24 protein-coding genes are annotated in these 25390 nt (G+C 69.7%); 18 read left to right on the plus strand and 6 right to left on the minus strand.

Annotation, left to right across the window (positions count from 1 at the left end; translation table 11 throughout):
* Both E1293_RS17555 and E1293_RS17560 read left to right on the plus strand, forming a co-directional pair.
* Positions 1-582: YncE family protein (locus tag E1293_RS17555; RefSeq protein ID WP_207938902.1), on the plus strand; the 582-nt coding region annotated here is incomplete at its 5' end.
* A 165-nt stretch (positions 583-747) separates the two neighbouring features.
* The gene (locus E1293_RS17560; protein ID WP_132198489.1) at positions 748-1593 is read left to right on the plus strand and encodes a ZIP family metal transporter; all 846 of its coding nucleotides are present in this window, start codon (positions 748-750) and stop codon (positions 1591-1593) included.
* A gap of 29 nt (positions 1594-1622) precedes the next feature.
* Here the strand turns inward: E1293_RS17560 and E1293_RS17565 are convergent, their stop codons facing one another.
* Complete coding sequence (locus E1293_RS17565) at positions 1623-2378, minus strand: DUF2817 domain-containing protein (RefSeq protein ID WP_132198490.1); 756 nt, start codon at positions 2376-2378, stop codon at positions 1623-1625.
* A 291-nt stretch (positions 2379-2669) separates the two neighbouring features.
* Between E1293_RS17565 and E1293_RS17570 the strand changes: the two genes are divergently transcribed.
* The 7 genes from E1293_RS17570 to E1293_RS17600 all read left to right on the plus strand — a co-directional run bounded on the left by E1293_RS17570 (position 2670) and on the right by E1293_RS17600 (position 8849).
* On the plus strand, positions 2670-3065 hold the full coding sequence (locus E1293_RS17570; protein WP_132198491.1) for a BlaI/MecI/CopY family transcriptional regulator: 396 nt from the start codon (positions 2670-2672) through the stop codon (positions 3063-3065).
* Positions 3066-3173: 108 nt separating this feature from the next.
* Positions 3174-3932, plus strand: a complete 759-nt coding sequence (locus E1293_RS17575; protein WP_132198492.1) for a COG4705 family protein — start codon at positions 3174-3176, stop codon at positions 3930-3932.
* A 92-nt stretch (positions 3933-4024) separates the two neighbouring features.
* Complete coding sequence (locus E1293_RS17580) at positions 4025-4867, plus strand: alkaline phosphatase family protein (protein WP_207938903.1); 843 nt, start codon at positions 4025-4027, stop codon at positions 4865-4867.
* Between the two features lie 106 nt (positions 4868-4973).
* Positions 4974-6695 (plus strand): glycosyltransferase family 2 protein, encoded by a 1722-nt coding sequence (locus E1293_RS17585; protein ID WP_165978256.1) that lies wholly within the window; start codon positions 4974-4976, stop codon positions 6693-6695.
* Positions 6696-6798: 103 nt separating this feature from the next.
* The gene (locus E1293_RS17590) at positions 6799-7506 is read left to right on the plus strand and encodes a DedA family protein (protein WP_132198495.1); all 708 of its coding nucleotides are present in this window, start codon (positions 6799-6801) and stop codon (positions 7504-7506) included.
* Positions 7507-7553: 47 nt separating this feature from the next.
* On the plus strand, positions 7554-7910 hold the full coding sequence (locus E1293_RS17595) for a BlaI/MecI/CopY family transcriptional regulator (RefSeq protein ID WP_132198496.1): 357 nt from the start codon (positions 7554-7556) through the stop codon (positions 7908-7910).
* Positions 7911-7913: 3 nt separating this feature from the next.
* Entirely contained in the window at positions 7914-8849 is a 936-nt protein-coding gene (locus E1293_RS17600; RefSeq protein ID WP_207938904.1) for a M56 family metallopeptidase, read from the plus strand.
* A gap of 27 nt (positions 8850-8876) precedes the next feature.
* Here the strand turns inward: E1293_RS17600 and E1293_RS17605 are convergent, their stop codons facing one another.
* Positions 8877-9266 (minus strand): BlaI/MecI/CopY family transcriptional regulator, encoded by a 390-nt coding sequence (locus E1293_RS17605; protein ID WP_132198497.1) that lies wholly within the window; start codon positions 9264-9266, stop codon positions 8877-8879.
* Between the two features lie 89 nt (positions 9267-9355).
* Here E1293_RS17605 and E1293_RS17610 point away from each other — a divergent pair, with 89 nt between their 5' ends.
* Positions 9356-9982 (plus strand): phosphatase PAP2 family protein, encoded by a 627-nt coding sequence (locus tag E1293_RS17610; RefSeq protein WP_132198498.1) that lies wholly within the window; start codon positions 9356-9358, stop codon positions 9980-9982.
* A gap of 62 nt (positions 9983-10044) precedes the next feature.
* Entirely contained in the window at positions 10045-10716 is a 672-nt protein-coding gene (locus E1293_RS17615) for a response regulator transcription factor (RefSeq protein ID WP_424923644.1), read from the plus strand.
* Here E1293_RS17615 and E1293_RS17620 read toward each other — a convergent pair.
* Complete coding sequence (locus tag E1293_RS17620; protein WP_132198500.1) at positions 10698-12071, minus strand: sensor histidine kinase; 1374 nt, start codon at positions 12069-12071, stop codon at positions 10698-10700. The two genes, E1293_RS17615 and E1293_RS17620, sit on opposite strands and share 19 nt — an antisense overlap.
* Positions 12072-12359: 288 nt before the next feature.
* Between E1293_RS17620 and E1293_RS17625 the strand changes: the two genes are divergently transcribed.
* Positions 12360-12689 (plus strand): PepSY domain-containing protein, encoded by a 330-nt coding sequence (locus E1293_RS17625; RefSeq protein ID WP_165978257.1) that lies wholly within the window; start codon positions 12360-12362, stop codon positions 12687-12689.
* Positions 12690-12731: 42 nt separating this feature from the next.
* Here the strand turns inward: E1293_RS17625 and E1293_RS17630 are convergent, their stop codons facing one another.
* The gene (locus E1293_RS17630; protein WP_132198502.1) at positions 12732-14111 is read right to left on the minus strand and encodes a HAMP domain-containing sensor histidine kinase; all 1380 of its coding nucleotides are present in this window, start codon (positions 14109-14111) and stop codon (positions 12732-12734) included.
* The gene (locus E1293_RS17635; protein ID WP_132198503.1) at positions 14101-14781 is read right to left on the minus strand and encodes a response regulator transcription factor; all 681 of its coding nucleotides are present in this window, start codon (positions 14779-14781) and stop codon (positions 14101-14103) included. Before E1293_RS17635 ends, E1293_RS17630 begins: the two co-directional genes overlap by 11 nt.
* Before the next feature lie 163 nt (positions 14782-14944).
* On the opposite strand from E1293_RS17635, the gene E1293_RS17640 reads away from it, so the two are divergent.
* The 6 genes from E1293_RS17640 (at position 14945) to E1293_RS17665 (ending at position 21550) form a co-directional block, all read left to right on the plus strand.
* On the plus strand, positions 14945-15691 hold the full coding sequence (locus E1293_RS17640; protein ID WP_132198504.1) for a hypothetical protein: 747 nt from the start codon (positions 14945-14947) through the stop codon (positions 15689-15691).
* Positions 15692-15879: 188 nt separating this feature from the next.
* Positions 15880-16509, plus strand: coding sequence for a hypothetical protein (locus E1293_RS17645; protein WP_132198505.1), 630 nt, complete (start codon positions 15880-15882; stop codon positions 16507-16509).
* Positions 16506-17174 (plus strand): ABC transporter ATP-binding protein, encoded by a 669-nt coding sequence (locus E1293_RS17650; protein ID WP_207938905.1) that lies wholly within the window; start codon positions 16506-16508, stop codon positions 17172-17174. The genes E1293_RS17645 and E1293_RS17650 overlap by 4 nt, the downstream gene beginning before the upstream one ends.
* A complete protein-coding gene (locus E1293_RS17655; RefSeq protein ID WP_132198507.1) occupies positions 17171-17860 on the plus strand; it encodes an ABC transporter ATP-binding protein in 690 nt (229 codons plus the stop codon). Before E1293_RS17650 ends, E1293_RS17655 begins: the two co-directional genes overlap by 4 nt.
* Positions 17848-20565, plus strand: a complete 2718-nt coding sequence (locus tag E1293_RS50205; protein ID WP_132198508.1) for an ABC transporter permease — start codon at positions 17848-17850, stop codon at positions 20563-20565. Before E1293_RS17655 ends, E1293_RS50205 begins: the two co-directional genes overlap by 13 nt.
* A complete protein-coding gene (locus E1293_RS17665) occupies positions 20555-21550 on the plus strand; it encodes a lysylphosphatidylglycerol synthase transmembrane domain-containing protein (RefSeq protein WP_132198509.1) in 996 nt (331 codons plus the stop codon). The genes E1293_RS50205 and E1293_RS17665 overlap by 11 nt, the downstream gene beginning before the upstream one ends.
* Before the next feature lie 431 nt (positions 21551-21981).
* Here E1293_RS17665 and E1293_RS17670 read toward each other — a convergent pair whose 3' ends face one another.
* On the minus strand, positions 21982-25317 hold the full coding sequence (locus E1293_RS17670) for a type ISP restriction/modification enzyme (RefSeq protein ID WP_132198510.1): 3336 nt from the start codon (positions 25315-25317) through the stop codon (positions 21982-21984).
* Positions 25318-25390 lie beyond the last annotated feature (73 nt).

Below are 25390 nucleotides of genomic sequence, written 5' to 3' on the forward strand. Positions count from 1 at the left end.
GCCCTGCGGGTGCGGAAACTGACCGGGAGGGCGGGGGGGGGGGGGTGGTTTCGGCCGTCGCAGGCCCGGCACGCGTCGGCGCGCGGTAAGAAGGTCACCGGTGGGCTCAACCTGGCGAAGGGCGCGATGCCGCAGGGCGTGAAGATCTCTCCCGACGGCCGGACGTTCTACATCGCCGATATGGCCTCCGACGGTGTCTGGACGATCGATGCGTCAACGTTCCGTAAGACCGGCTTCATCCGTACCGGCAAGGGCGCGCACGGTCTATACGTGAGCCGCGACTCGACCACCCTCTACGTCACCAATCGTGGCGAGGGTTCCATCTCGTTGATCTCGTTCAAGTCGGGGCGGGTTGTGCGGCGCTGGCGGCTGCCCGGCGGTGGTTCGCCCGACATGGGCGGCGTGTCGGCCGACGGGAAGGTGCTGTGGCTGTCGGGCCGCTATCACGGCGAGGTGTACGCGATCTCCACGGCCACCGGCAGGTTGATCCGCCGCATCCGTGTCGGCGATGGCCCGCACGGTCTCTGCGTGTATCCGCAGCCCGGCCGCTACTCCCTTGGGCACACCGGCGTTCTCCGCTGAACGTGGCGGCTCCCATCCGGAACGCCGGCGCGCGTACAGCCCGGGACGCGCATGCAGGAGGCAGCACACCGCTCCCGCACTCGAATTTCTACAGTCATGTAGACGAACTGCTCAGGTGAGGTTAGCCTCAGCTAAGCAACCGGGACGGGATGACGGGAGCCGAACATGTCAGGCGAGAGGATCGCCCTGCTCGGGGCCATCGCCGGCTTCACGATCTTTCTCGGGCTGCCGCTCGGGCGCCTGCGTGATCCGCGGCCGCGGATGCGCACGCTGCTCAGCGCGGTCGCGATCGGGATCCTGCTGTTCTTGATGGTCGATGTCCTGTCTCACGCATGGGAGCCGATCGACGGGGCACTCGGCGAACACAGTGCCGGCAAGGCGGTCGGGTACGGGGCGGTCCTCCTGGCCGGGCTCATCGTCAGCCTGGCCGGCTTGGTCCATTTCGACCGCTGGATCGCAAGTCGCGTCCGGCGACCGTCCGCGCCGAAGGAAGGGCCTGGCGCTGCCACGCTTCCGGCGGCCGGCACCTGGACGGAGCAGGCGGACACCCGCGCCGTGGCGGATCGCCTGGCGCTGCTCATCGCGACTGGCATCGGGCTGCACAACTTCGCTGAGGGGCTGGCCATCGGCCACGCCGCCGCCTCCGGTGAGTTGAGCCTGGCGGTGCTGCTGGTCGTCGGGTTCGGTGCGCACAACGCCACCGAGGGCTTCGGTATCACCGCCCCGCTCGCGTCCGCCGGGCGCCGGACGAGCTGGGGACGGCTCGCGCTGCTCGGCCTGATCGGTGGAGGGCCCACCCTGGCGGGCACCGTCATCGGCCAGAGCCTGGTGAGCGACACCCTTGGGACGGCCTTTCTCGCGCTGGCGGCCGGATCGATCCTGTACGTGGTGATCGAACTGCTCGCCGTCGCCCGGGCCGCGGCCATGAAGACGGTCACAACCTGGGGAGTCCTGGCCGGGCTCGTCCTCGGCTTCGCGAGTGACGCGGTCATTACCTACGCAGGAGCGTGACTGTCACTGCGATCCCGGGCCCTGCGCGGTCACGGCCCGGTGATCCGGCGGACGGCGCCGGCGTATCGGCGGACCGCCCGCGCCGGGAGCCGCCCGGCGGGGAGCTCGACCACGAACGCGCTGTCGCGGACGACGGTGTTCTCCCAGCCAGTGATGCTCCCTGGATAGCGGGTGAGCGTGCGCAGCGGGAGCCCGACGTCGCGGGCGAAGCGCCGCTCGACGTCCTTGGGTCCTTCGGAGTCGTCGATGACGGCCATCTGCTGGTGGAACCAGATTCCGATGGTCGGACGGATCCGCCGGATGAGGTCGGCGGCGTACCGTGACTCCGGCTCCGAGAGTGGCCCGGGGCCGGAGTAGTGGACTGAGCCGCGCGAGTCGATCGGTCGCCACCCGGCCGGGAAGTTGCGGTTGAGGTCGACGCCGTGGGCGTTGCCCCGCGTCCGTGCCGCCATCCCGTCCGGGTTGAACGATGGGACCACCCATAGGTCCGTGTTCGTCGGCCCTGCCTGGGCGGCAAGGGCATTCGCCACCGGCACGCCTGCCGGCTCGTCCCCGTGCACGCAGCCGACGACCAGCACTCGCTGGGCCGCATGTGGGTTCCCCAGCTCGACCGCGACGATGGGGCGCCCATGGACGGACCTGCCCAGCAGCACCGTCCTGCGGACCCCGTGTCGCGCCGACGACCAACCGGCCTTCCCGGAGGCGCTGCACGCCGTCGAGAAGATCAGAAAGCCGAGGAGGACAAGCCCAGAGCCGCGCACGATCGTCGGCCGCCGACCCATCATGTTGTGTCCCCCCAGATATGTGCCTCGACTGATCTGGGGGAGTGGCTCTCAGATACCCGTGTCACAGAAAGTGACACATTGAAACTTATAGTAACAAGCCGGTGCTACTCGGCGAGTGTCGGGGACGTGGCCACAGCAAGCCGACCAAGGGTCTGGCCCGGCAAATCTACGAGATCGGTTTGGTGGCGTGGCGCCGCGCCAACGGCGACTCGTGCCCGTCGGCATGATGGGCGACGGAAGTCACCGTCTTCTACTATCGGCATAGCAATCTCACGAGTGCGGAGTGGGCCGATGGCGAGTTCGGACGAGCGGGGGCGCCGGCCTGCAGGGATGCTGGAGGACGCGGTGCTGGCCGCCCTGTGGGATGGGGCGCGGCCGATGAGCCCCGCCGACGTCCAGGCCGTTCTCGACGGATCGCCCGCCTATACGACCGTGATGACCACCTTGGCGCGGCTGGCCCGCAAGGGGTTCGCGACACGTTGGCGCGAAGGGCGCGGGTTCGTCTACTCCGCGAGCGTCGACGAGGCCGGTCACACGGCCGCCGCGATGCACGAGTTGCTGGGCCGCCGCAGCGACCGCGCCGCGGTGCTCGCCCGCTTCGTGTCCGAACTCGCCCCTGGGGACGAGGCGCTGCTGCACCGCCTGCTCCGTGACGCGGCCACGGACGTCGGCGACGAAACCCCCTGACCGCCTGTCGGACCACGTTCCGAGGCGAGTGGCCGCGCGAACTTCTACACACGTGTAGTATTCAATCCGTCACGCTTCGTAGTCGACGTGGGGGCGGAGTTGGCCGTCGTGAAGAAACTTCCCGAGATCACCCTGGTCTTCTGGATCATGAAGATCGCGGCGACGACTCTGGGCGAGACGGGTGGTGACCTCCTCGCCCAGACGATGAAGGTCGGCTACGCGGTCAGCTCGATCGTCTTGTTCGCGGTGTTCCTGGCGAGTCTCGGCGCCCAGCTCTGCGTCAAGCGGTTCCATCCGGCGCTCTACTGGGCGGTCATCCTGTCCACCAGCACGGCGGGAACCACGATGTCGGACTTCATGAATCGGACCGCGGGGCTCGGCTACCTCAGAGGCGCCCTGGTCCTGATCGGCGCACTGGCGACGGTGTTCGCCGTCTGGAAACTCAGCGGCCGGCCGTTCGACGTCACCCGCGTCGCCGATCTCCGGGGCGAGGCGCTGTACTGGACGGCGATTCTGTTCTCCAACACTCTCGGCACCTCGCTGGGGGACTTCCTCGCCGACGACACGGGTCTCGGCTTCGGCGGAGGAGCGACCGTCATCGGCGCCGCGATGGTCCTGATCGTTCTCGCCCGGTACCGCACGCCGGTCTCCTCGACGCTGCTGTTCTGGGTCGCCTTCGTGCTGACCCGCCCGCTCGGCGCCACGACCGGGGACTTCTTCAGCAAGCCCATCGCCAAGGGCGGTCTGGGATACGGGACGGTCGGCGCCTCGCTCATCCTGACCACCGTCCTGCTGCTCTTGATCGCCTATCAGGCGAAGCGGGGGCAGGAGAGAGGGCCGCGAGGGTCTGTGGCGACACCGTCCTGAAGGGCGCGGGCACTGCATCTACTATCGGATTAGTAGATGTTCCCGTCCTGGGGGGGCTCCGGTTGAGGACGCTCGCGCGCGCCTGGTCGGCCGTGCTGCTGGCGGGATCCCTGGCCGCCGGCTGCACGGGTGGGTCCACGCATGCCGTACGCCCGCATCCGACGACCGGATCGGTGCCGCGGTTCCAGCACGTCGTGGTCGTCGTGCTGGAGAACAAGGCCGTGCATCAGGTGATGGGCAGGAAGGACGCGCCGTATCTCAACTCGCTCGCTCGGTCCGGCGCCTGGTTCACGAACTCCTATGCGATCCGGCATCCCAGCCAGCCGAACTACCTGGCCCTGTTCTCCGGGTCGACACAGGGTCTGACCGACGACTCCTGCCCGCACGCCTACCGCTCGGCGAACCTCGCCGGTGAACTGCGCGCCGCCCGATTGACCTTCATCGGGTACTCCGAAGGCCTTCCGCATACCGGTTCGAGCGTCTGCAGCGATGGCCGCTACGCCCGCAAGCACGTCCCCTGGGCGAACTTCCCGGCCCTGCCGGCCTCGGCGAACCGACCCTTCACCGACTTCCCGCGCGATTACGCCGCGCTGCCGACGGTGGCGTTCGTCATTCCGGATCTGTGCCATGACATGCACGACTGCTCCGTTGCGGCCGGTGACTCCTGGGTGCGGGCGAACCTCGGCGGTTACGCGCGCTGGGCCCGGGCCCACGGCAGCCTGCTCATCGTCACCTTCGACGAGAACGACGGCTCGTCCGGCAACAGGATCGCCACCGTGTTCACCGGGGCGTTCGTGAAACCCGGCCGGTATTCGGAGGAGATCGACCATTACGGCGTCCTGAGGACGATCGAGGACGCTTTCCGGCTTGCTCGCGCCGGGGTGAGCGGATCCCGCAGTCCCGTCACCGACGTGTGGACGGCAGGACGGCGGTAGAACCGCTCGCGCTTATGTTCCGCTAACCCTGCGCGATCTACTATCGCGATAGTAGATCCTTGGATGCGGATGAGGGCGGTGGAACCGTTTGCGACCGGAACCCGATGTGACCGTTGTCGTGATCGCCTACAACGATGCGCGGCGCCTCCCCCGTGCCGTCCGCTCGGCGTTGGAGCAGTCGCTCGCCCAGGTGGAGGTCGTCATCGTCGATGACGCGAGCACCGACTCCACGCCAAGGGTCGCCGCCACTCTGGCGGAGGGCCATCCGGATCGAGTGCGCGCCTTCCCGCTCCAGGCGAACTCCGGCGGGTGCGGCGCGCCCCGCAATTTCGGCCTCCAGATGGCGCGCGGCCGGTACGTGATGTTCCTCGACAGCGATGACACGCTCCCCGCGCACGCCTGCGGCACCATGGTGGCGGCCGCTGAGGAGACCGGCGCCGACCTGGTCGCGGGGCGGTGCGTTCGCGTCCTTCCCGGGCGGGAGAAGGACTGGTGCCCGTGGCTGTACCAGGACCCGGGGCTCTTCCGCAGCGTTCTTGATCAGCCGGATCTGCTGTACGACACCCTGGCGACCAACAAGTGCTACCGGCGCGAGTTCCTCGACCGGGCGAAGCTGCGGTTCGCCGAGCGGCTGCACTACGAGGACCTGCTGTTCAGCGCGCAGGCGTACCTCGCCGCGGACGGTATCGCGGTCGTCCCCGACCGGGTCTACAACTGGATGGTGGAACCGCGCGACCGGGCGCCGTCGATCAGCAACCGGCGCGCTGAACTGCGGAACTTCGCCGATCGGCTGGAGATCCACCGGCGGATCGACGTCGCGCTGCGTGACCACAGCGCCGCTGAGCTGGCACGCCTCAAGGACGCCAAGTTCATCGACCACGACCTGCTGCTCTACCTGCGCGAACTGCGCAGCCGCGATTCAGGCCACCGTCAGCTGTTCACGGACCTGGCCCGGTCCTACCTGGCCGAGATGGACGACACGGTGTTCCATGCCGCCGGCCGGATCCCGGCCATCGCCGCCCTGATGATCCGGGAGGGCGACATCGAGGCGGCGATGGCCGCCGTCGATCTGGTGCCCCGGAGCGGTGTTCCAGTGCTGTCCATCGAGCCGGCCGAACAGGATGGGCGCGTCTACTGGTCTGGTGCCCATATCGGCACCGAGCTCGGCCGCAGCGTGCTGGACGTCACGGACATGGACCTGTCGACGCTTCCGCCTGACGCCCTCCATCTGGGCGGCCGCGTGACCGCGATGCGGCCGGAAGGAAAGGTGCTGCGGGTCTCGGGCACCATTGTGAATCCACTCGGGCGGATCAAGCCCGGTGAGGAGCTGAGCGGAACCCTGGACATCCGCGACCGCCGCCGCGCGAGTCGCGCCTTCCACGTCCAGGCGAGCTTCCGGCACGAGGACGGCTGGATCGCGTGGGAGGCGGCGTTCGTGCCGTCCCGGACGATCAGGCCCTTCGGGCTCGTCGACCAGACGTGGGGCATGTGGCTGCGTCTGAAGGCCGGCGGTACCACCGTCATGGCGCGCCTCACCTCCGAGGGGACCGCCCACTGCGACCTCGCCGTCCCCGTCCGGCCGCGGTTGACGCGGGCCGTCGGCGACCATCTGGAGCCCTACATTGCAGGGAACGGTGAGCTGGCCCTGCGCATCGTGGCCTGCCGATGGCCGGCCCGCATGGTCCTGCCGGCACTGCGCCGAGTCGCTGGGACCGACCTTGCACGAGCTCTGCGGCGTCGGCTGGCCCGGCGCGGGCAGCCCCAGGCCGGGCAGGACGCGCGGACGCCGGTGAGCGGGCCGAGCCCGGCCGTCGAGCGGCGCGGGTAGCGGACGCAAGGCGACTTGGTCCAACCAGAATATCTACAAGCATGTAGATTTTCGACAGGCCGGGAACGGGTACGGTCCCGGTTCTTTGGAAACGGGGGATTCGATGATCGAAGGTTTCGGTGCCCTTCCCGCGGCCCTGAACCCGCTGGACGCGGGATCGCTGCTGGCGGCCTTCGGGACGGTCGGCATTGCGGTGGTGCTGTTCGCCGAGACCGGGCTGCTCGTCGGGTTCTTCCTGCCGGGCGACTCGCTGCTGTTCACCGCCGGGCTGCTGTGTACGGCGGGCGCCCACGGGGACACCCGGCTGTCACTGCCCTGGGTGATGTTCGCCGCCGCGGCCGGGGCGCTCGTCGGAGCGCAATGCGGCTTCGTCCTGGGACGCCGTGGCGGGCGGGTGCTGCTCGCCCGCAGCCGGAACCGGCATCTGCTGGACGGCGTGGCACGCGCGGAAGAACTCCTGGGGCGCTACGGGCATGCCAAGGCGATCGTGCTGGCGCGGTTCGTCCCCGTTGTGCGGACCGTCCTGAATCCGCTCGCTGGCGCGTTGGACATGCCCGTCCGGGTTTTCACACTGTGGCAGGTCGCCGGTGGACTGCTGTGGAGCCTCGGGCTGGTGCTCGCGGGCTACCTGCTCGGGTCCTCGATCCCCAACATCGACACCTATCTGCTTCCCGCCGTCGCTGTGATCGTGGTGCTCTCGCTCCTCCCGGTGGGACTCGAGTTCCTCAAGGCGCGGCGTCGGACGGCGCGCCGTGATCGGGCTTCCGGGGCAGGCGATGGCCGCCGGCGGCGCGACGACCCGGTGCCGTGACACACTGGTCATCGGAGGGCGGTGGCAGGCATAGCGAGGGGGCGCCCATGGCCGACGGGCGACGCGAGCCGGGCGCGCTGGAATCGGAGATCATGACCGTCCTGCAGCACGCAGGTGAGGCGCTGTCCACCGCCGAGGTACGGCAGCGCCTGGGCGGAGAACTCGCCTACACCACAGTGGTGACGATCCTTTCTCGCATGCATGACAAGGGCCTGCTCGTTCGCACCAAGGCTGGGCGAGCCTTCCGGTACGCGCCGGTGAGCGACGAGCCGGGGCTCGCCGCGCACCGCATGCACCAGGTCATGAACGGGCGGCCCGACCGGGACACGGTGCTGGCCCGCTTCGTCGAGACCCTGTCCGACGAGGACGAGCGGCGGGTGCGCGAACTCCTCGAAGGCCGGTGACACATGATGGACCTGGACGGTTTCCTGCCCCTGGTGCTGCCGGCCGTCATGGCGTGCGCCGCGCGCCCGCTGTCCGGGCTGCTGCCGCCCCGCACGGGCACCTGGCTGCTGACCGCAACGGGCGTCGCCCTCGCCCTGGCCAGCACCGCCACGCTGGCGGTCCTCGCCCTGGGCGGGGCGCTGCGCCTGCCGCTGATCGCGAAGCTCGGGCATCTGTCCGAGCATGTGCTTCACCACGCCACCGAGACCAGTCCCGCCCTGGCCACGGTCGCCGGCCTGGCGCTGGTCGCGAGCCTGGCCGCGGCGGGACACGCGGCGACGACGCACATCCGCGCGCTACTGGACGGTGCGCGAACCGCCCGCGGGCTTCCCGGCGAGGGCATTCTGGCCGTCGTCGAGGACGACGCGGCCGACGCGTTCGCGCTTCCCGGACGTCCGGGACGCATCGTGGTCTCCACCGGGATGCTGGCGGCCCTGGATCCCGCTGAGCGCGACGTTCTGCTCGCCCACGAGCACGCGCATCTGGCCGGGCGCCACCACCTGTTCCGGACGGCCGCCCATATCGCCGCCGCCGTCAACCCGCTGCTGTGGCCGCTGCGCGGGGCCGTGACCTACACCACCGAGCGGTGGGCGGATGAGTCCGCCGCCGGAACCGACCGCGCACGGGCGGCACGCGCGATCGGCAAGGCGGCCCTTGCCCGCAACCGGCGTCCAGGGTTGAGCCACCCGTCCGCGCTCGGCATCGGCCCCGCTCTCGCCCGCCGCGGCACGCGCCCCGGACCGCTGCCTCGCAGGGTCGCCGCGCTTCTCGCGCCCCCGCCGCCCCGGCGCGGCCTGCTCGTCGCGGCCACCGTGGTCCTGGTCGTCCTGTCGGTCCTGTCGGCGAACGACGGGGCGATCGACCTCCACCAGCTCATCGAGCACGCACAGGCCGGCTAGGGACGTCCACGTGTCCGGCGCCCGTACCTAGGACGTGGGCTCGTCCGCGTGTCCGGCCTGTTCGAGGAGGACACGCAGCAACCGCTCGTCGTTCGCGTTGAGGTCCGAGACGAACCGCGCCAGTACGCTCGGCCGTTCGGCGCCGCTCTTGTCCAGTTCCTTGTGCATGCGGCCGGCGGACAGCGCGGCCTGATCTTCCACCACAGGGCTGTAGGCGTAGCCGCGGCCGGACCGCGTGCGGCGCAGGACGCCTTTGACGTGCAGCCGGGAAAGGATCGTGGTGATCGTCGTCCGGGCCAGGTTCCCGCCCAGGGCCGTCCGGACATCGCGCACGGTCATGGGCTCGGCTGCGGCCCACAGCGCTTCGAGCACCGCGGACTCGAGCTCGCCCGCGGGCCGGCGCGCTGCAGAGGTCACGAACCGATTCTCCCACACGAGCGTCTACAGTTCTGTAGACGACTACAGGACTGTAGACGAACGTCCTGTGAACACGATCGGACGACCTGATGAGTGCTGCCGCGTCCCTGCTCGGTCCCGCCTCCTTCGACGCGGGGCTGTACACCGATGTGAGCCGGCTGGCCCGGCACAGCCCCGACCTGCTGGACGACATGATCGCCTTCTACTCGGCCGCCGGGCTGGTCCTGTTCGCGGTCGCCCTGGCGGCGGCCTGGTGGCGGGCCCGCCGCGCCGACGGCACCACGATGGCCCGAGCGCTGGCCGCCCCCTTGGTGGTGGTCGTGCTCTATGGGGTGAACACCATGGTCAAGGGGGCTGTCCATGAGATACGCCCGTGCCAGGCCATCCCGGGAAGCTTCACTCTGGAGAGTTGTCCGCCGGCCGGCGACTGGTCGTTTCCCAGCAATCACGCCGTCATCGCCTTCGCGGCGGCCACCGCACTCTGGGCGGTCAACCGGCGGCTCGGTACCGCAATGATGATGGCGGCCGTCCTCATGGCTGCCTCGCGGGTATGGGTGGGAGTCCACTACCCGCACGATGTCGCCGCCGGCGCCCTCGTCGGCCTCGTCCTCGCGGCGCCCATCGTGCTGGCCGCCGGAAGGACGGCGCCACTGGTGGAGCGCGCCCGCACCGGCAGGCTCCGTCCCCTGCTCTCAGCCCGACCCGCCGCCGGATGAACGCCGCCGGACCTGCGCCTCGCGGTGGCGTATCTAGCATGGGACATGTGGCCGCTCAGTTACTGATCGTCGAGGATGACCCGGTCATCGGCACGGAATTGGCCGAGGCGCTGACCGGCCACGGCTATGGCGTCGTCCTCGCGGCCACCGCACAGAAGGCCATCGACTCGGCAGGGGCTTGCCCTCCTGACCTGATCCTCCTCGATCTCGGGCTGCCGGACATGGACGGCCCGGTCCTGTGCCGGCGGCTGCGCGGCTCCTTGCCGGACACCGTCATCGTGGTGCTGACAGCCCGTACGGAAGAACTCGATGTGATCGTCGCCCTGGACGCCGGTGCGGACGACTACCTGACCAAGCCCTTCCGCCTCACCGAACTGCTGGCCCGGCTGCGGGCGCATCTGCGCCGCCAGCGGGTGCTGCCCGACGACCGTGCTGTGGAGGTGGGCCGGTTGCGGTTGGACCTGGCGTCCCGGCGGACGTTCCTTGGCGGTGTCGAACTGGAATTGCGCCCAAAGGAGTTCGATCTGCTCGCGGTCCTGGTGTCCCGGGCCGGTCAGGTCGTCAGCCGGGAGCAGTTGATGGACGAGGTCTGGGACGTCAACTGGTTCGGCTCCACCAAGACGCTGGACGTGCACGTCTCGGCCCTGCGCCGCAAGCTCGCCTTGCTCGGCGAGGATCCCGGGCGCATCACCACTCTGCGTGGGCATGGCTATCGCTACGAGATCGACGTGTGAGCCGGCGGATCTGCCGGGTCGTCCGCAGAGGGCAGCAGAAGTGTGAACACCGGCGGGCGGGCGCGGCGGAGCACGAGTCGGCCGCCCTCGGCCTCCGCCAGGGAACGCGCGAGCGCGAGCCCGATCCCGCGCCCTGCGGGAGAGGCCCCCGCACCAGGGGGATGAGCATGGCGGCGGGCGAAGATATCGGGAGCGTCGTCGGGGATACCTGCTCCCTGGTCGGTGACGTCGATGGCCAGCCCGCCGCCGGCATCACCTGCCTGGACGGTGACCTCGCCGCGGCCGTGCTCCAGGGCGTTGCCGAGCAGGACATCCAAGATCTGTGACACCGCCGCGGGCGCCGCTCGCACCTCGGGCAGGGGTTCCTGGCTCTCGATGGTGAGTGGACGACCCCGGCCGGCGAGCGGGCCGTGCCAGCGGAGTCGGATGTCCTCCAGCAACGCCGGGACATTGAGCGGCCTGCGTTCCGGCACGCTGTCTCGGGCCAGGTCGAGCAACTCGTCAATGATGCGCTGGAGACCACGGCCCCGCTCGATCGCCGTGCCGATCGCAGCGGGCAGATCCGCGCCCGGCCGCTCCATGGCGGACTCCAGGCCGAGGAGCAGCCCCGTGAGCGGTGTACGCAACTGGTGCGACACGTCCGCGCTGAAGGCGCGTTCTCGCTCCAGGACCGAGCCGAGGCGGCGGGCGGTCGCCTCAAGGGCCATGCCCGCCGCGTCGGCCTCCCGCACGCCCGAGCGCGGGCCCTGGACGCTGAAGTCGCCGCCGCCGAGCCTGCGGGCCGCGTCCGTCAGCCGTTCCAGCGGGGTGGCCAGCCGCCGGGCGAGGTAGCGGGCGAGGAGCGCGGCCAAGCCGATGATCAACAGGGCGAGCCCGGCCATCGCGAGCAGTGCCCGCTCGACCCGGTCGGTGGTCAGATCGTAGGGCGCGCTGACCCGGACGATGACGGCGACGCCCTCGTCCGAGGGGACCGGGGCCGAGACCGCGATCTGACCGTGTTCGACCCGGTCATGGACCCGCCCGTCGCGTCCCTGGGCGACCAGCCCGGATCCGGACGGTCCGTCGCCGGTCAGCAAGGTGCCGTCGAGCCGGTAGACGCCCATGGTTAGCCGCGGCGAGAGCCCCGCCGGCCGCCGCACGCTCCGCGGCCTCTGGGCCAGGTCGTCGGGGACCACGGCGGCGATGCGCGTGGCGTCCCGTTCGAGTCGGGTGACCGTCTCGTCCCTGTAGAGCCGCTGCACCACGAAAGCCAGCGGCAGGGCGAACAGCACGATCGCCAGGGCCGTGACCCCGACGATCGCGACCAGCACCAGCCGGCGCAGCGGCCGGCCCTCAGCGGCACGCGAATCGTCCACGAACGCCAGCCTGCCACCGGCAAGGTAAGGGGAGCCCTAGAGCACTCCCACTGCTTTAGGTCGATATCGCTGCGACGTGCGCAGGCGAGCCCTCACGCCCCGCAAGACGGCTCACTCGGGCGACAAATCCGTGCGGGCGAAGCGATCGACTGTCTCGGCTGCTCGCCGCGAGGCAAGGGGGAGGCACCGGCTGTGGCGCACTCAGCGCCCTCTCAGTCGCTCTCGCGGATGCTGGCCTTGTGTCACAGGGCACGTCCGAGGAAGGGAAGGAGACGTCCGGTGAGGAATGTGGTTATCGCGGCCGCCACGGTGGTATCGCTGATGGCGGCCGGGGGCGGTGTCGCGTTCGCTGCGGGGTCCGGTCAGGCGGACCCGCTCAAGGAGCGGAAGCAGGAGGCCGCCTTCACGGCCGCGCATGTCGGTCAGGCCAAGGTGAGCCGCGACGACGCGGTCGGCACCGCGCAGAAAGCGCACTCCGGTCGAGTGGTGGATGTGCATCTGCAGGACGAGGGCCACGGCCTGCGCTGGGAGGTCAAGCCCGACGACGGCAAGCACGTCCACGAGGTGCAGATCGACGCACAGACGGGGAAGATCGTCAGCGATCAGCTCGACGACTGACATGGTGATCCGCCGCCCCGCGCCCGTGCGCGGGCGGCGTGGTCACGGCATCGTCAGGGTGACGCTCGCCCCTCCGGTGGAGGCGTTCTCCAGCCGCAGCGTGCCGCCGTGCCCCTCGATGATCGTGCGGACGATGGACAGGCCCAGGCCGGCGTCGACGCGGCCCGGCTCCGGTGGCTGTGCGAGCTGTGCCTCTGGGAAGCCTTGCCCGTGGTCCCGAACGGTCACCCGCAGGCCCTCGTCGGCTCTGGCAGCCGCCAGCGTGATTCGGCCCGGTCCCGCCGGGCCGCTGTGCCGCAGCGCGTTGTCGAGCAGGTTGTGCAGCACCTGACGCAGCCGCACCGGGTCGGCCTGGACCTCCGTCTCCTCGGCCGTCACCTCGATGACGGTGCCGGCGCCCTCGGCCCGGACCCGAAACGCCTCGGCCGCCTCCTCCAGCAGCCGGCGCGGTGAGACGGGGGAGCGGCGCAGAGGCAGCCGTCCCTGCCGTGTGCGCGCCAGAACCAGCATGTCCTCGGCCAGACCGACGAGCCGGTCGGTCTCCGCGGCCGCCGCCTGGACCGCGGCCGCCAGCTCCTCCCGGTCGCGCGGCCGGGAGCCCGCGAGCTCCAGTTCCGCCTTCAGCAGCGCCAGCGGAGTGCGCAGCTCGTGGCTCGCCGCGTCGACGAAGCGGTGCTCGCGGTCCAAGGCCTCCTGCAGCCGGGCCAGCATCGAGTTCAGGGTGGTGGCCAGCCGCGTCAGCTCGTCGCCGGTCTCCGGTACGGTCAACCGCCGACCGGGCTCGGACACGGTGATCGCGGCCGCCTCCCGGCGGAGCCGCTCGACCGGCCGCAGCGCCGCCCCGGCCAGGAGCCAGCCGGCGCACGAGGTGACGACGAGGGCGACCGGACCGGCGGTGAGCAGGAGGAGCGTCAGGGTGGTGAGCGCCTCGTGGCGGTCGCCGAGCGGTGCGCCGACGACGAGGACCGCTCGGTCGTGGTGCGGGCCGGGCAGTTGCACGGGGACGGCGAGCAGTCGTGCGGGGTCGTCGACGCCCCGCACCCGGCGGGTGGAGAAGGTGGGGCCGTCCACCGAGCGGACGGAGCGCGGTGGCAGCATCGGCGCTCCGGAGACGGCGGGCGTGGTCTCGACGACGGCGCCGGAGGGGGTGAGGATCTGCCCGAACGACTCGTCCGGATCGATCAACCGTTGGCCCGCGTCGAGTGGCGCGTGCTCTCGCATGTTCAGCGATGTGACGGTCACACCGGCCCGCGCGCGCAGGTCGAGATCGGTCGCTTTCAGCAGATCCGTGGCCAGCCGCGTGTACAGGAAGGCGCCGAGCGCGGCGAGCACGGCGGCCATCCCGAGCGAGAAGGCGAGGGTCAGCCGCAGCCGCACCGGCAGCCTGCGCAATCCCGGGGCGAGCCGCCGCCTAATCCGCACGGTCGTCTCGCAGCCGGTAGCCCGCCCCGCGCCGGGTCTCCAGCGACCGGCGGCCGAAGGGGCGGTCGATCTTCTGGCGCAGGTATCCCACGTACACCTCGACGACATTGAACGACGACTCGAAGGTGAAGTCCCACACGTGCTCGACCAGCTGCGTCTTCGACAGCACCTCCCCCGGGTGCCGCATCAGGTACTCCAGCAGGGCGAACTCCTTCGCGGTCAAGGAGATGGGCGTCTGCCCGCGGGCGACCGAACGGGTGGCGGGATCGAGCGTCAGGTCACCGACGGACAGCAGGGCCGGTCGTTCCCGCGCCCCGCGCCGCATCAGGGCGCGCAGCCTGGACAGAAGCTCGGCCAGCGCGAACGGTTTGGTCAGGTAGTCGTCCGCGCCGGTGTCCAGGCCGCGCACCCGGTCCTCGACCGCGTCCCGCGCGGTGAGCAGCAGCACGGGGGCGTACCTGCCGGCGGCACGGATTCCGCGCAGCACCTCGAACCCGTCGATGCCCGGCAGCATCACGTCGAGAACGATCACGTCGTAGTCGATCTCCTGCGCGTACCAGGCGCCGTCCTCCCCGGTGACCGCCACGTCGACGGCGAATCCGTGCTCCTCCAGACACCGGCGCAGCAGATCGGCCATCCGCCTCTCATCCTCGACCACGAGAACCCGCATTGCGCCCCCTCACCGGTAACGCCAGGCTAACGACCCGAAGATGAGCGCAGGCTGAGACGGCCCGTCGTTACCCAGGCGGGTGGTTAAGCCTCCTCTCAGCTGCCGGGCCGCACCATGAGGGCAGTAGCCGGCCGTTGGCCGGCCGGAGCGGAAGGAACGTGGCATGCCAACGATGAGGAAATCCGCGCTCGTGCTCATCGGCGTCGCCTTCACCGCAACCGCGTGCACCTCCGGGGGGTCCGGAGACGCCGACCACCCCACCGGCAGCGCCCAACGTAGGGCCGCCGCGAGCAACGTGCCCTCCCGACACTTCAGCGCCAAGGTGAACAACCCGTGGTTCCCGCTGCCACCCGGCCGGACGCTGGTGTACAAGGGAGTCAAGGACGGGGAGAAGACCGAGGAGTACCTCACGGTCTCCGACACGACCCAGAAGATCGACGGTGCGCCGTGCCGGGTGGTGCTGGACCGGCTCTTTTCACACGGCGCCCTCGTGGAGACCACGCGCGACTACTACACCCAGGACTCGCAGGGAAACGTGTGGTACTTCGGCGAGGACACCGCCGAACTCGATCAACACGGCAACATGGTCTCCACCGACGGCACCTGGCACGCCGGACGATCTGGAGCCAAGCCCGGCATCTTCATGACCGCACACCCGAAGAACGGCGACGGCGGCAGCCAGGAGTACTTCAAGGGCCAGGCGGAAGACCACTACAAGGTCATCGGCGTCGATGCGAAGGTGCAGGTCCCCTACAGATCCTTCGAACACGCCCTGGAGACGAACGAGTGGACGCCGCTCGAGCCTGGCGTCATCGATGCCAAGTACTACGTCAAGGGCCTGGGAACGGTGAAGGAGATCACCGTCAAGGGAGGCGACGAAAGGAACGTGCTCGTCGCCGTCCACGGGTAGCCCCAGGCGTCACGATCCGAGGTGCGGGCAACGCGGGGGAGACCCGCATCGGGACAAGGCAAGCGACTTTGTGAGGCCGCGCTTGTCCCGCGTTAACCGCGCTTAGCCGGCCGCTCACCCACCCGCTCCTAGCGTGATGACAGATGTCCTGGTCACCGCAGGATTGGCGCTGAGGTGAGGAGCAAGCGATGCGAGTGAGGAGCATGCTGGCGGCCGCTGCCGTGGTGGCCATCGCGGCGGCCGGCTGCGGGGGCGGCGGCGCGTCGTCGCAGAAGAGTTCGTCACCCGCCACGTCCGGACGTCCGCCGGCGACAGGCGGGTCCCCGACCCCCGCCCCGATAGAGACCGAGTCCAATCCGCCGGGCGACATACCGGACAACACTGCGTTCGTGCCCTTCCGGCCGTCCGGCGGTCGGTACGAGGTCAAGGTGCCCGAGGGGTGGGCGCGGACCGGTCTGCCCACGGGGGCGAGCTTCACCGACAAACTCAACTCAGTCCGGGTCGAGGTCGTGACCGCCTCCACCGCGCCCACCGTGCGAAGCGCACGTGACAGCGAGGCCCCCAAGATCAAGGCAACCAAGATGACCGTGCTGAAGGCCGACAGCGTCCAGCGCAAGGGAGGCACCGCCGTCCGGCTGGTCTACCGCTTCGACAGCGCGCCCGACCCCGTGACCGGCAAGGTGATCCGCGACGAGGCCGAACGGTACGAGTTCTTCAAGGCCGGCCACGAGGCCGTGCTCACCCTGTCCGGGCCGGTGGGCGCCGACAACGTCGACCCATGGCGCACGGTGTCGGACTCGTTCAGGTGGCTGCCGTGACCGCGCCCGCGCCGACCCTGGAGGCGGATGGGCTCTACCGGTTCTACCGGGCAGGGGACGAGGAGACGCAGGCCTTGCGAGGAGTCGAACTGACCGTCTCCACAGGCGAGTTCGTCGCGATCACCGGGCCGTCCGGATCGGGCAAGTCCACCCTGCTGGCGTGCCTGGCCGGCCTGGACGAACCCGACGGCGGCACCGTGCGCGTCGACGGCGTCCGGATCAGCCACCGCCCACAGGCCGAACGCACGGCTCTGCGCGCCCGCCTGATCGGCATGCTCTTCCAGTCGGGAAACCTGCTGGAGCATCTCACCGTTCGCGCCAACATCGACATGGTCCAGCGGCTGGCCGGACGTCCCGATATCGCATGGCGGAACACGCTGCTGGACGGGCTCGGGCTGACGGGCAGGGGCCGGGCGCGTCCGGCCCAGCTGTCCGGTGGCGAAGCAGCCAGGGCTGGCCTGGCGGTCGCGCTGGCCAACCAGCCTGCGGTGCTGCTGGCCGACGAGCCCACCGGTGAACTGGACCGGCGCACCGAACGGCAGGTCCTCGACCTGCTGCGCGACCGGGCCGGGCAGGGCACCGCCGTGGTCGTGGCCTCCCACAGCCCGGCCGTCGCCGTCGCTGCGGACAGGACGATCGCGCTCGCAAGCGGGCGGCTGCAATGACCGTCCCGGACCCCGGGGAGCGGCTCGTCCGGCTCGGCGACGTGGCCCGGACCTATGGGCGCGGTCCCGATGCCGTCGTGGCCGTGCACGGGGTGACCTGCACGCTCGGCCGGACGGACCGTGTCGCGATCACTGGCCCATCCGGGTCTGGCAAGTCCACCCTGCTGCACTTGATCAGTGGTCTGGACGACCCCACCGCCGGGCGGATCGACTGGCCCGGGCTCGGCGGCCGACCGTTCGGCAGGCCGGGCGTCGTCGGGATGGTCTTCCAGGGGCCCAGCCTGATCGCCCAGTTGGACGTGGTGGGCAACGTGGCATTGCCGCTGGTCTTGGCGGACGTGGCGGAGGGCGAAGCACTGAACCGGGCCCGGCGGGCGCTGGACGCCGTCGGCCTGGCGGACCTGTCTCCCCGGCTCCCCGAGGAGCTGTCCGGCGGGCAGGCCCAGCGGGTGGCCGTCGCGCGCGTGCTCGCCGCCGAACCGGCGCTGATCGTCGCCGACGAGCCGACCGCGCAACTCGGCTCAGCGCACGCCGTCCAGGTGCTCGACCTGCTGCTGAAGGCGGCCGGCGACCTGAACGCCGGGCTGGTCGTGGCGACCCACGACCCGCGCATGGCCGAACGGCTGCCGCGCCGCTGGCGGATGGCCGATGGCTCGCTCATGGAAGGAGAGCCATGCTCGTCCTGATGTGGCTGCGCGGGCTGCTGGCCCGCCGCGCCGCACGGCTGATCATGACCGCCGCCGGCATCGCCGTCGCGGTGGCCCTGCTGGCCTCGCTCGGAACGTTCCTGGCCTCCGCCAAGTCAACGATGACCCAGCGTTCGGCCTCCCGCGTCGCGGTGGACTGGCAGATCGATTTGCAACACGGCGCCGCCCTGCCCGACCTGCGGGCAGTGGCCCCGCACATCACCGAAGCCCTCCCCGTAGGGTTCGCCGCGACCACCGGTCTCGAATCACGCGCACAGGGCCAGGTTCTCAACACCGGCCCCGGCCAGGTGCTCGGCCTGCCCCCCGGATACTCGGCCGCCTTCCCCGGGGAACTGCGTGCCCTGACCGGACGGCCGGACGGGGTGCTGCTGGCCCAGCAGACCGCCGCCAACCTGCACGCGGTTCCCGGCTCGACCGTCACGATCCACCGGGCCGGGCTCCCGGACGCGACGGTCAAGGTCGACGGAGTCGCCGACCTTCCCGAGGCCGACTCCCTCTTCCAGAAGGTCGGCGCGCCCGTGGGCGCGCAGCCGCAAGCCCCTCCCGACAACGTGGTGCTGCTGCCCGCCGCCACCTGGCACGGGCTGTTCGACAACGCCGCCCGCGCCCAAGCCCACACCCAGGTTCACGTGCGGCTGCGGCACGACCTGCCCGCCGACCCCGCCGCCGCCTACGTCCAGGACACCGGAGCCGCCCGCAACCTGGAGGCGCGGCTGGCCGGCGCCGGGCTGGTCGGCGACAACCTGGGCGCCGCACTTGGCGCCGCCCGCGAAGACGCCGCCTACGCGCAAATGCTCTTCCTGTTCCTCGGCGTGCCCGGCGCGGCACTCGCGGCGATGCTCACCGCCCTCGTCGCCGGCTCCGGGGCACCGCGGCGCCGAGCCGAACAGGCGCTGCTGCGTACACGGGGAGCGTCCCGCCGCACCCTGCTCAGCCTCGCCCTCGCCGAAGCGACCGTGTCGGGCGTGGCCGGCGCCGCCGCGGGACTGGCGCTGGCCGCGCTCACCGGACGGCTCGCCTTCGGCACCACCAGGTTCGGCACCACGACCGGGACGACGGTGCTGTGGGGCGCGATCGCCGCCGTGACCGGGCTGCTCATCGCCGCGCTGACCGTCCTGCTGCCCGCCGCCCGCGACGCCCGCACCGTCGGGGTCGTCACCGCCCGCCGGGCGATCGGCCCGGCCCGCCGCGACCCCACCTGGCTCCGGTACGGGCTCGACCTGTGGCTGCTGGCGGCCTCCGGCCTCGTCTTCTGGATCACCGGCCGCAACAACTACTCCGTCGTCCTCGTACCGGAGGGCCTGCCCACCATCTCCGTCAGCTACTGGGCCTTCACCGGCCCTGCGCTGCTCTGGCTCGGTGGAGGACTGCTGGCCTGGCGCGTCGTCCACATGCTGCTCGCACCGCGCCGGCGACCCGTGCCCGGTCTCAGCGACGACACCGGCAAGGCCGAGCGAACCGCGGAGCCGCTGCGGCGACGTCTCGTCACCGGCCTGCTGCGCCCCGTCGCCGGGCCGCTGTCGGGCACCGTCACCGCCACCCTCGGCGGGCAGCGCAACCTGCTCGCCCGCACGGTGGCCCTGGCCGCCCTCGCCGTGGTGTTCGCGGCGTCCACCGCCGTGTTCGACGCCACCTACCGGCAGCAGGCCGTCGCGGACGCCCAGCTCACCAACGGCGCCGACGTCACCGTCACCGAGTCCCCCGGCGCCTACGTGCCACCCGCCCAGGAAAAGACGATCGCCGCCACGCCGGGAGTCTCCACCGTCGAGCCACTCCAGCACCGCTTCGCCTACGTCGGCTCCGACCTCCAGGACCTGTACGGCGTACGAACCTCGACCATCGCCCGCACCACCCACCTCCAAGACGCCTACTTCAGCGGCGGAACCGCCCACGACCTGATCAGCCGACTGGCGCAGCGCCCCGACGCTGTGCTGGTCAGCCAGGAGACCGTGCACGACTTCCAGCTGCACCCAGGTGACCTGTTGCGGCTGCGGCTCCAGGACGGCCGGACCAAGCAGTACCGCACCGTCCCGTTCCACTACGCCGGCGTCGTCAAGGAATTCCCCACCGCACCGCGCGACAGCTTCCTGGTCGCCAACGCGAGCTATGTCGCACGGCAAACCGGCACCGACACTGTCGGCTCATTCCTGGTCGGCGCACAGAACGGCGCCTCTCCCCCGACCGTGGCCGGCGCGCTCCGCACCCGCCTCGGCCCGCAGGCACAGATCACCGACTTGCACACCACCCGCACAGTCGTCGGCTCCAGCCTCACCGCCGTCGACCTCGGCGGCCTCACCCGCATAGAGCTGGGCTACGCCTTGGCCCTGGTCACCTTCGCCACGGGACTGATCCTGGCACTCGGCTTCACCGAACGCCGCCGCACCTTCGCTCTCGTCCGCACTCTGGGCGCACGGCCCTGCCAGGTCGGAGCGTTCGTCTGGGCCGAGGTCACCCTGATCCTGACCGGCGCCGCGGCCTTCGGTACCCTCATCGGCTGGGCCCTGTCGAACATGCTCGTCAAGGTCCTGACCGGCGTCTTCGACCCACCACCCGATCACCTCGCCGTTCCCTGGGCCTATCTCGCCGCCGTCGCCACCACAGCCGTCGCGGCCATGCTCGCCGCGGCCCTCATCGCACTGCACGCCGCCCGCCGCCCGCCGCTGAGCGTCCTCCGTGATCTCTGAGGAGGTCCCAACGCGGGGCTCGATTCTGCGCTTCTTGCCGGGCTTGGGGGTCGCGGTGGCGGTTCTGGTCATCGGATTCGTGCACCGCACCGCAGTCGACGCCGGGAGTGACAGTCTCGCCGCGGCCGACGGAGAGTGGCTGGTCATCGCCTTCTCGGCGACCGTTCTGATGTGGGTGGCCGGCGCATTCGCGCAATTGGGGTCGATGCCCTTGCTGCCGCCGGTGGGCCGGTTGTTCGCGGTGCAGCTCGCCGCGAGTTTCGCCAATCACCTACTCCCCGCCGGATCGGGTGGGATAGCGGTCAACATGCGCTTCATGCGGCGCTTGGGCATGAGCACCGACGCGGCAGCCGGAGCGGTCGGGTTGAACGCGCTGGCGGGACTCCTGACTCACGGCGGACTGCTGGCACTCATCGTGATCTTGGCCCCGTCCACCGTGGCGTCGCTCGGCCCGCGGGTGCACTGGCCGGCTGTCGCCCACCCCCCACCCGCGACAGCAGGGATCGTCATGGCCACCGCACCCATCGCCCTGATAGCGCTGACGACGATGCTCGTATGGCGCACACAACAGCGTTCCCGCGCACGTGACGCCGCCGCGGTCTCCCGGCTGGCAGGCGAACTACGGCAACTCGGCGCCATCCTGCGCCATCCGGGCCGCGCCCTGGCGCTGTGGGGAGGGTCCCTGGCAGCGCCGTTGCTGCACACGCTGATTCTGTTCGCCGTGCTGCGCAGCCTCGACGTGCCCGTCACCGTGGGGACCGTGCTGCTCATCTACGTGGTGGTCTCGGCGGTCTCGGCACTGGTCCCCTCACCCGGGGCCATCGGAAGTCTCGACGTCGCCCTGGTCGCCGGACTGGCCGTGAGCGGCGTGCCGTCCACCGCCGCGCTCGCCTCTGTTCTCGGATACCGCCTGATCACGGTCTGGCTGCCGTTGCTGCCGACCGGCACGGTCCTCGCTCTGCTCCTCCGATCCCGCATCATCTGAGCCACAGCAACCCACGACCACCTTGGTGGGAAGAGTGCTCGATGGTGTGAAGGGCGCCTCGGTTTGGAGGCGCTACCAGGGCGGACGCAGGGCCCGGATCGAGCCGCCGAGCAGCCACCGAGCTGCCACGGGGACGAAGTGGGGCATATCGGGCGGCGGACAAGCCGGGCATTCTCGCGTTTGCGCTGGTCAGGGTGGTGGGTCGCGTGGGACTCGAACCCACAGCCTACGGATTAAAAGTCTGAAATTGTCGTACCAGGATGGTGTTCTGAGGTCCATTCTGTATCAGCTCGTCCGCATCGAGCCCGATTTTCATGTCGGACAATGCCGCCGCGTGCCGGTCCGGTTCGGAACCGCCGAGCCGACAACGAGCCGACATGGCCAACGGCAACGGCAGCGGGAGCGGGAAAAGGCCTGGCGGGGAGGCTAGGTCAAAGGTCAGCTTCCGTAAAGGGAAGAGAAGTTGGATGGTGCTGAGACGGCGGCTTTGTGGCGGCGAGAGGGACGGGAAGGACTCCAGCGTCGTTGAGGTCGCTGGTGCCGATCAGCGGACCTGCGCAGATCTCGTCCAGGAGTCGTGCCTGTTCCGGATACAGAAGCACACACCCTGTCAAGACGGAGAGAAGGGCCAGGAATTCTAACGTGAAGTTACGGCTCCAGGCGGTCGGCGTGATGTCGTCGAGCTCTGACGATCTCCGCTTGTTCCGGGGCCGGGTGGTCCGGTCGTTCAACCAGCGCCAGACGATGCGCCGGCCGGAGACGGTGTAGTCGACGACTTCCTGCCGCACGGGTGCGAAAGCTCCGCTGCCAACGTGAAGCGTTTGGGTGTGGGGTTCATAGTGGAGGCGTTCGGGGAGCTGCTCGGGGAGTGATCTCACGGGAGCCAGACATTTGATGCCGAAGCGCTCGACGACAGCGCGCTCTGAGCGTTTGAGGCTCATGGCGGGGTCAGTGACGCGGCTGCCGTATGTGTGGAGCCAGAGGACCTCGTGGCCGATGGTCAACGCGTCGTTCCACAACGTCGAGTCCGCGGTGATCGGGACTCGGACGCCTGGCTGCCGCAGCTCTTGCTTGAACCGGTGGGTGTATCCGGGATGTGCGGTCACAGCCGCGATGTAGGCCAGCACATCGGGCGCGGTGATGGAGAGCCCCAGTACACCGCTGAGGTGGTTGAGTAACTTGTCGGTCATGTTGGGAACGTTGCCTGTGGGGTCGCGCCAGAGGGGGCGCACTCCGCCGCCGCCCCAGCCGCAGAAGTGGTGGAGGTCGGGTACGAGTCCGGTGAACGTCAATGCCGGGCCGTCCTCGATCTGGTGGGCGTCCTGTTCGGAGACATAGATTTGATGCTCGGATCGGACCTGCCAGAGTGGGGGGCGTCCCCTGGCCAGGAGCCGGTTGTCGGGGATAAGCCACTGTCGGTCGAATGAGCGGTAGGCCACTTGGATTGGTTCGGGACAGGAGCCTAACTCTTCGGTCAGCGTTCGAAGGGCGGGTGGAAAGCCGGGTAGCGGCTTGACTTTGCTGTGCAAGGCTCGGTCCCGGCTTTCCGGGAAGAGTTTGCGACGCTCTCTGAGCGGCGCGGCGAGTAACGCATGCCACCGGTCTTGGAGCAGGTCGGCCGTGGGGGCGTAGACCCAGGTCCGTCCCGGGGTGATCCCTCGGGAGCGCCAAGGCATGAGATCGCTAAGTGAGGGGGAGAACGTCCATATTGGGTCGCCGGCAGGCAGGAAGGCGGCCTGCCATGCGTGGCTGCAGCGTTGCCAACCTGGATGTGTTGTCTTCAGCTTCTTCAACGCCGAGCGCTTCTCCTCGCTCGTCCCGGTCAACGCGACATACCAGACGTCGGCTGCTTTCTGCTCATCGGAACCGTCGGCGTTAGCGAAGATGAGGATGCTGAGTTGCCGGCCCACATCGGGTCCGAAGATGCGCGTGGGCATTGGCGGGCGGTTGCCCTCAGGTGTGAGCTCGATGACCCAGCCCACCTTGCACTTGCGTCGCAGATACTCACGCAGACCGCTGAAGGCACGGCTTCTTGTAACGCTGGACGGGACGATGAAGGCGACTACGCCCGCTGGCATGCGCTGCTCGGCCTCGAACACCTTCCAGGTTGCCCAGCGCAGGAAGTACCAGGGCATGCCGTGCAGGTCGGACTCGTACCGCCCCAGTCCCTTGGCTCTGAACTCGTCGATGGAGGGACGCGCGGCAACGGACCGGGGTCTTGCTGTTCCCTGTCGTGGTTGTTCGATCCATGGGGCGCGGCCCTTCGCATTCTCCACGTGTGGGGGATTGCCGATGATCACCATCACCGGAACCTTGAGCTTGATGTCGTTCGCCTCGTCGCGGGCTTCCTCCATCACCCGGTAGGGCGCACCCAGCTTCCGCTGCACGTGCCTTGGGTCGGCCAACGCGTCGGTGAGAAAGCGTCGCGCCTTGGGAGGCGTCTCTACCTGGAACCGGGTCTTGAAGGAGCCATGAATGCGAAGTTCGGCGACCGCATACGGGGCGACCTGGATCTCGAACCCGATGAGCCTCTTCGAGACCAGATCATGGACGAAGTCCTCGCGTGTCCCAGGACCGAGCTTGTCGCCGACGCGGTCGGCCACAGTGCTGATGATCTCGACCAGGAAGGTTCCGGTTCCCATAGCGGGATCCACGATCACGACGTCGTCGTCGGCGAAGCCCCAATCCTTTCCGAGGTGTTCTTGCAGTACCTCGTCGACAAATCTGACTATATGGCGGGCGACGTCGATGGGGGTGTAGTAGGAGCCGGTGTCCTTGCGCAGCGCGGGGTCGTAGGTCGCGAGGAAGCGTTCGTACAGGTAGGCGTAGGCGTCCGCTGGGTTGACGTCCAGTTCATTGAGGTCGGCGACGTCGATGACGCGGCGGAGGGTCTCGATCGTGTCCAGTTCGTCATCCACGCCGCTGGTGAGTACGGCGAACGCCTGCCCCATCAGCAGGTGCCGCTTCCCGAGCTTCTGGGCGATCTCGTAGTAGGTTTCGCCGAGGAGGTCGATGCCGTCGACACGGGCTAGGAGCAGCGCGAACGTGATCGTCTGTGCGAACGCGTCGGCGAACCGCTCGTTGTCGAGGCCGGGGAAGAGTAGGTCCCGCCAGTCGTCGGCGAGCAATGCCAGCCGCATCTGCGACCGCTTCTTCATCGGGTCGGTGATCGCGGCGTGGACCTCGTCCTTCAACAGGCCGCAGAGGCCCCCGAGGATTCTCACCAGTGAGGTCAGCGTTCGAGGGGACTCCGGCTCCCAGAGCAGGAACCGTCGAAGGACGCTGACCAGGTCGGCGACGGCAGGCGCCGAGGGGCGGCGCAGGTCGGAGATCGTGTTGGCGAGTCTGGTGATCGGCGAAATCCGCTCGCCGTATGAGTACTGCGCCCACGTTACGCCGTCGGTATAGATCACGTTCGGGAGCGAGCAGAGCTTACTCCACTGTTCTCGGTCGCCTCTCCCTGGACGCCACTCCGCTGCCCCGGGGACACCCTTGCCAGGCTTCTTCAACTCGACGTATCCGACTCGCACTTGCCCGATGTTCACGGCGTAGTCCGGCCGCGCACGGAGTTCGCCGAGCCTCACCTCCCCGTAGGGAACTGCCTCCACACCGATGATTGTGCCGAGCTTTCGCAGGAGTATCTCTAGAGGGCCTCGCAGTTGGTCTTCGTCGGCTCCCCCCAGCCCCCGTTTCTGAGATATCGTCCGGCCGAATTCTGCCACGATCGCTTGTGCGGCCTTGGTCTCGGGCTTGGGGGACTGTGCCACGCCCACCTCCAGAGAAGAGCGGCACCGCCCTCACCTTGAGCGTTTTTTCAGACTTCATCAAGTCGCTGGCTGG

Source organism: Actinomadura darangshiensis, from assembly GCF_004349235.1.
Lineage (GTDB): Bacteria > Actinomycetota > Actinomycetes > Streptosporangiales > Streptosporangiaceae > Spirillospora > Spirillospora darangshiensis.

Bases quoted from the DNA above. Each gene is read 5' to 3' on its own strand.
- E1293_RS17655 (WP_132198507.1), top strand. From the start codon at position 17,171: ATGACCGTCCCGGACCCCGGGGAGCGGCTCGTCCGGCTCGGCGACGTG.
- E1293_RS17565 (WP_132198490.1), bottom strand. From the start codon at position 2,378: ATGATGGGTCGGCGGCCGACGATCGTGCGCGGCTCTGGGCTTGTCCTC.
- E1293_RS17595 (WP_132198496.1), top strand. From the start codon at position 7,554: ATGGCCGACGGGCGACGCGAGCCGGGCGCGCTGGAATCGGAGATCATG.
- E1293_RS17645 (WP_132198505.1), top strand. From the start codon at position 15,880: ATGCGAGTGAGGAGCATGCTGGCGGCCGCTGCCGTGGTGGCCATCGCG.
- E1293_RS17610 (WP_132198498.1), top strand. From the start codon at position 9,356: ATGAGTGCTGCCGCGTCCCTGCTCGGTCCCGCCTCCTTCGACGCGGGG.
- E1293_RS17635 (WP_132198503.1), bottom strand. From the start codon at position 14,781: ATGCGGGTTCTCGTGGTCGAGGATGAGAGGCGGATGGCCGATCTGCTG.
- E1293_RS17570 (WP_132198491.1), top strand. From the start codon at position 2,670: ATGGCGAGTTCGGACGAGCGGGGGCGCCGGCCTGCAGGGATGCTGGAG.
- E1293_RS17640 (WP_132198504.1), top strand. From the start codon at position 14,945: ATGCCAACGATGAGGAAATCCGCGCTCGTGCTCATCGGCGTCGCCTTC.
- E1293_RS17590 (WP_132198495.1), top strand. From the start codon at position 6,799: ATGATCGAAGGTTTCGGTGCCCTTCCCGCGGCCCTGAACCCGCTGGAC.
- E1293_RS17560 (WP_132198489.1), top strand. From the start codon at position 748: ATGTCAGGCGAGAGGATCGCCCTGCTCGGGGCCATCGCCGGCTTCACG.
- E1293_RS17600 (WP_207938904.1), top strand. From the start codon at position 7,914: ATGATGGACCTGGACGGTTTCCTGCCCCTGGTGCTGCCGGCCGTCATG.
- E1293_RS50205 (WP_132198508.1), top strand. From the start codon at position 17,848: ATGCTCGTCCTGATGTGGCTGCGCGGGCTGCTGGCCCGCCGCGCCGCA.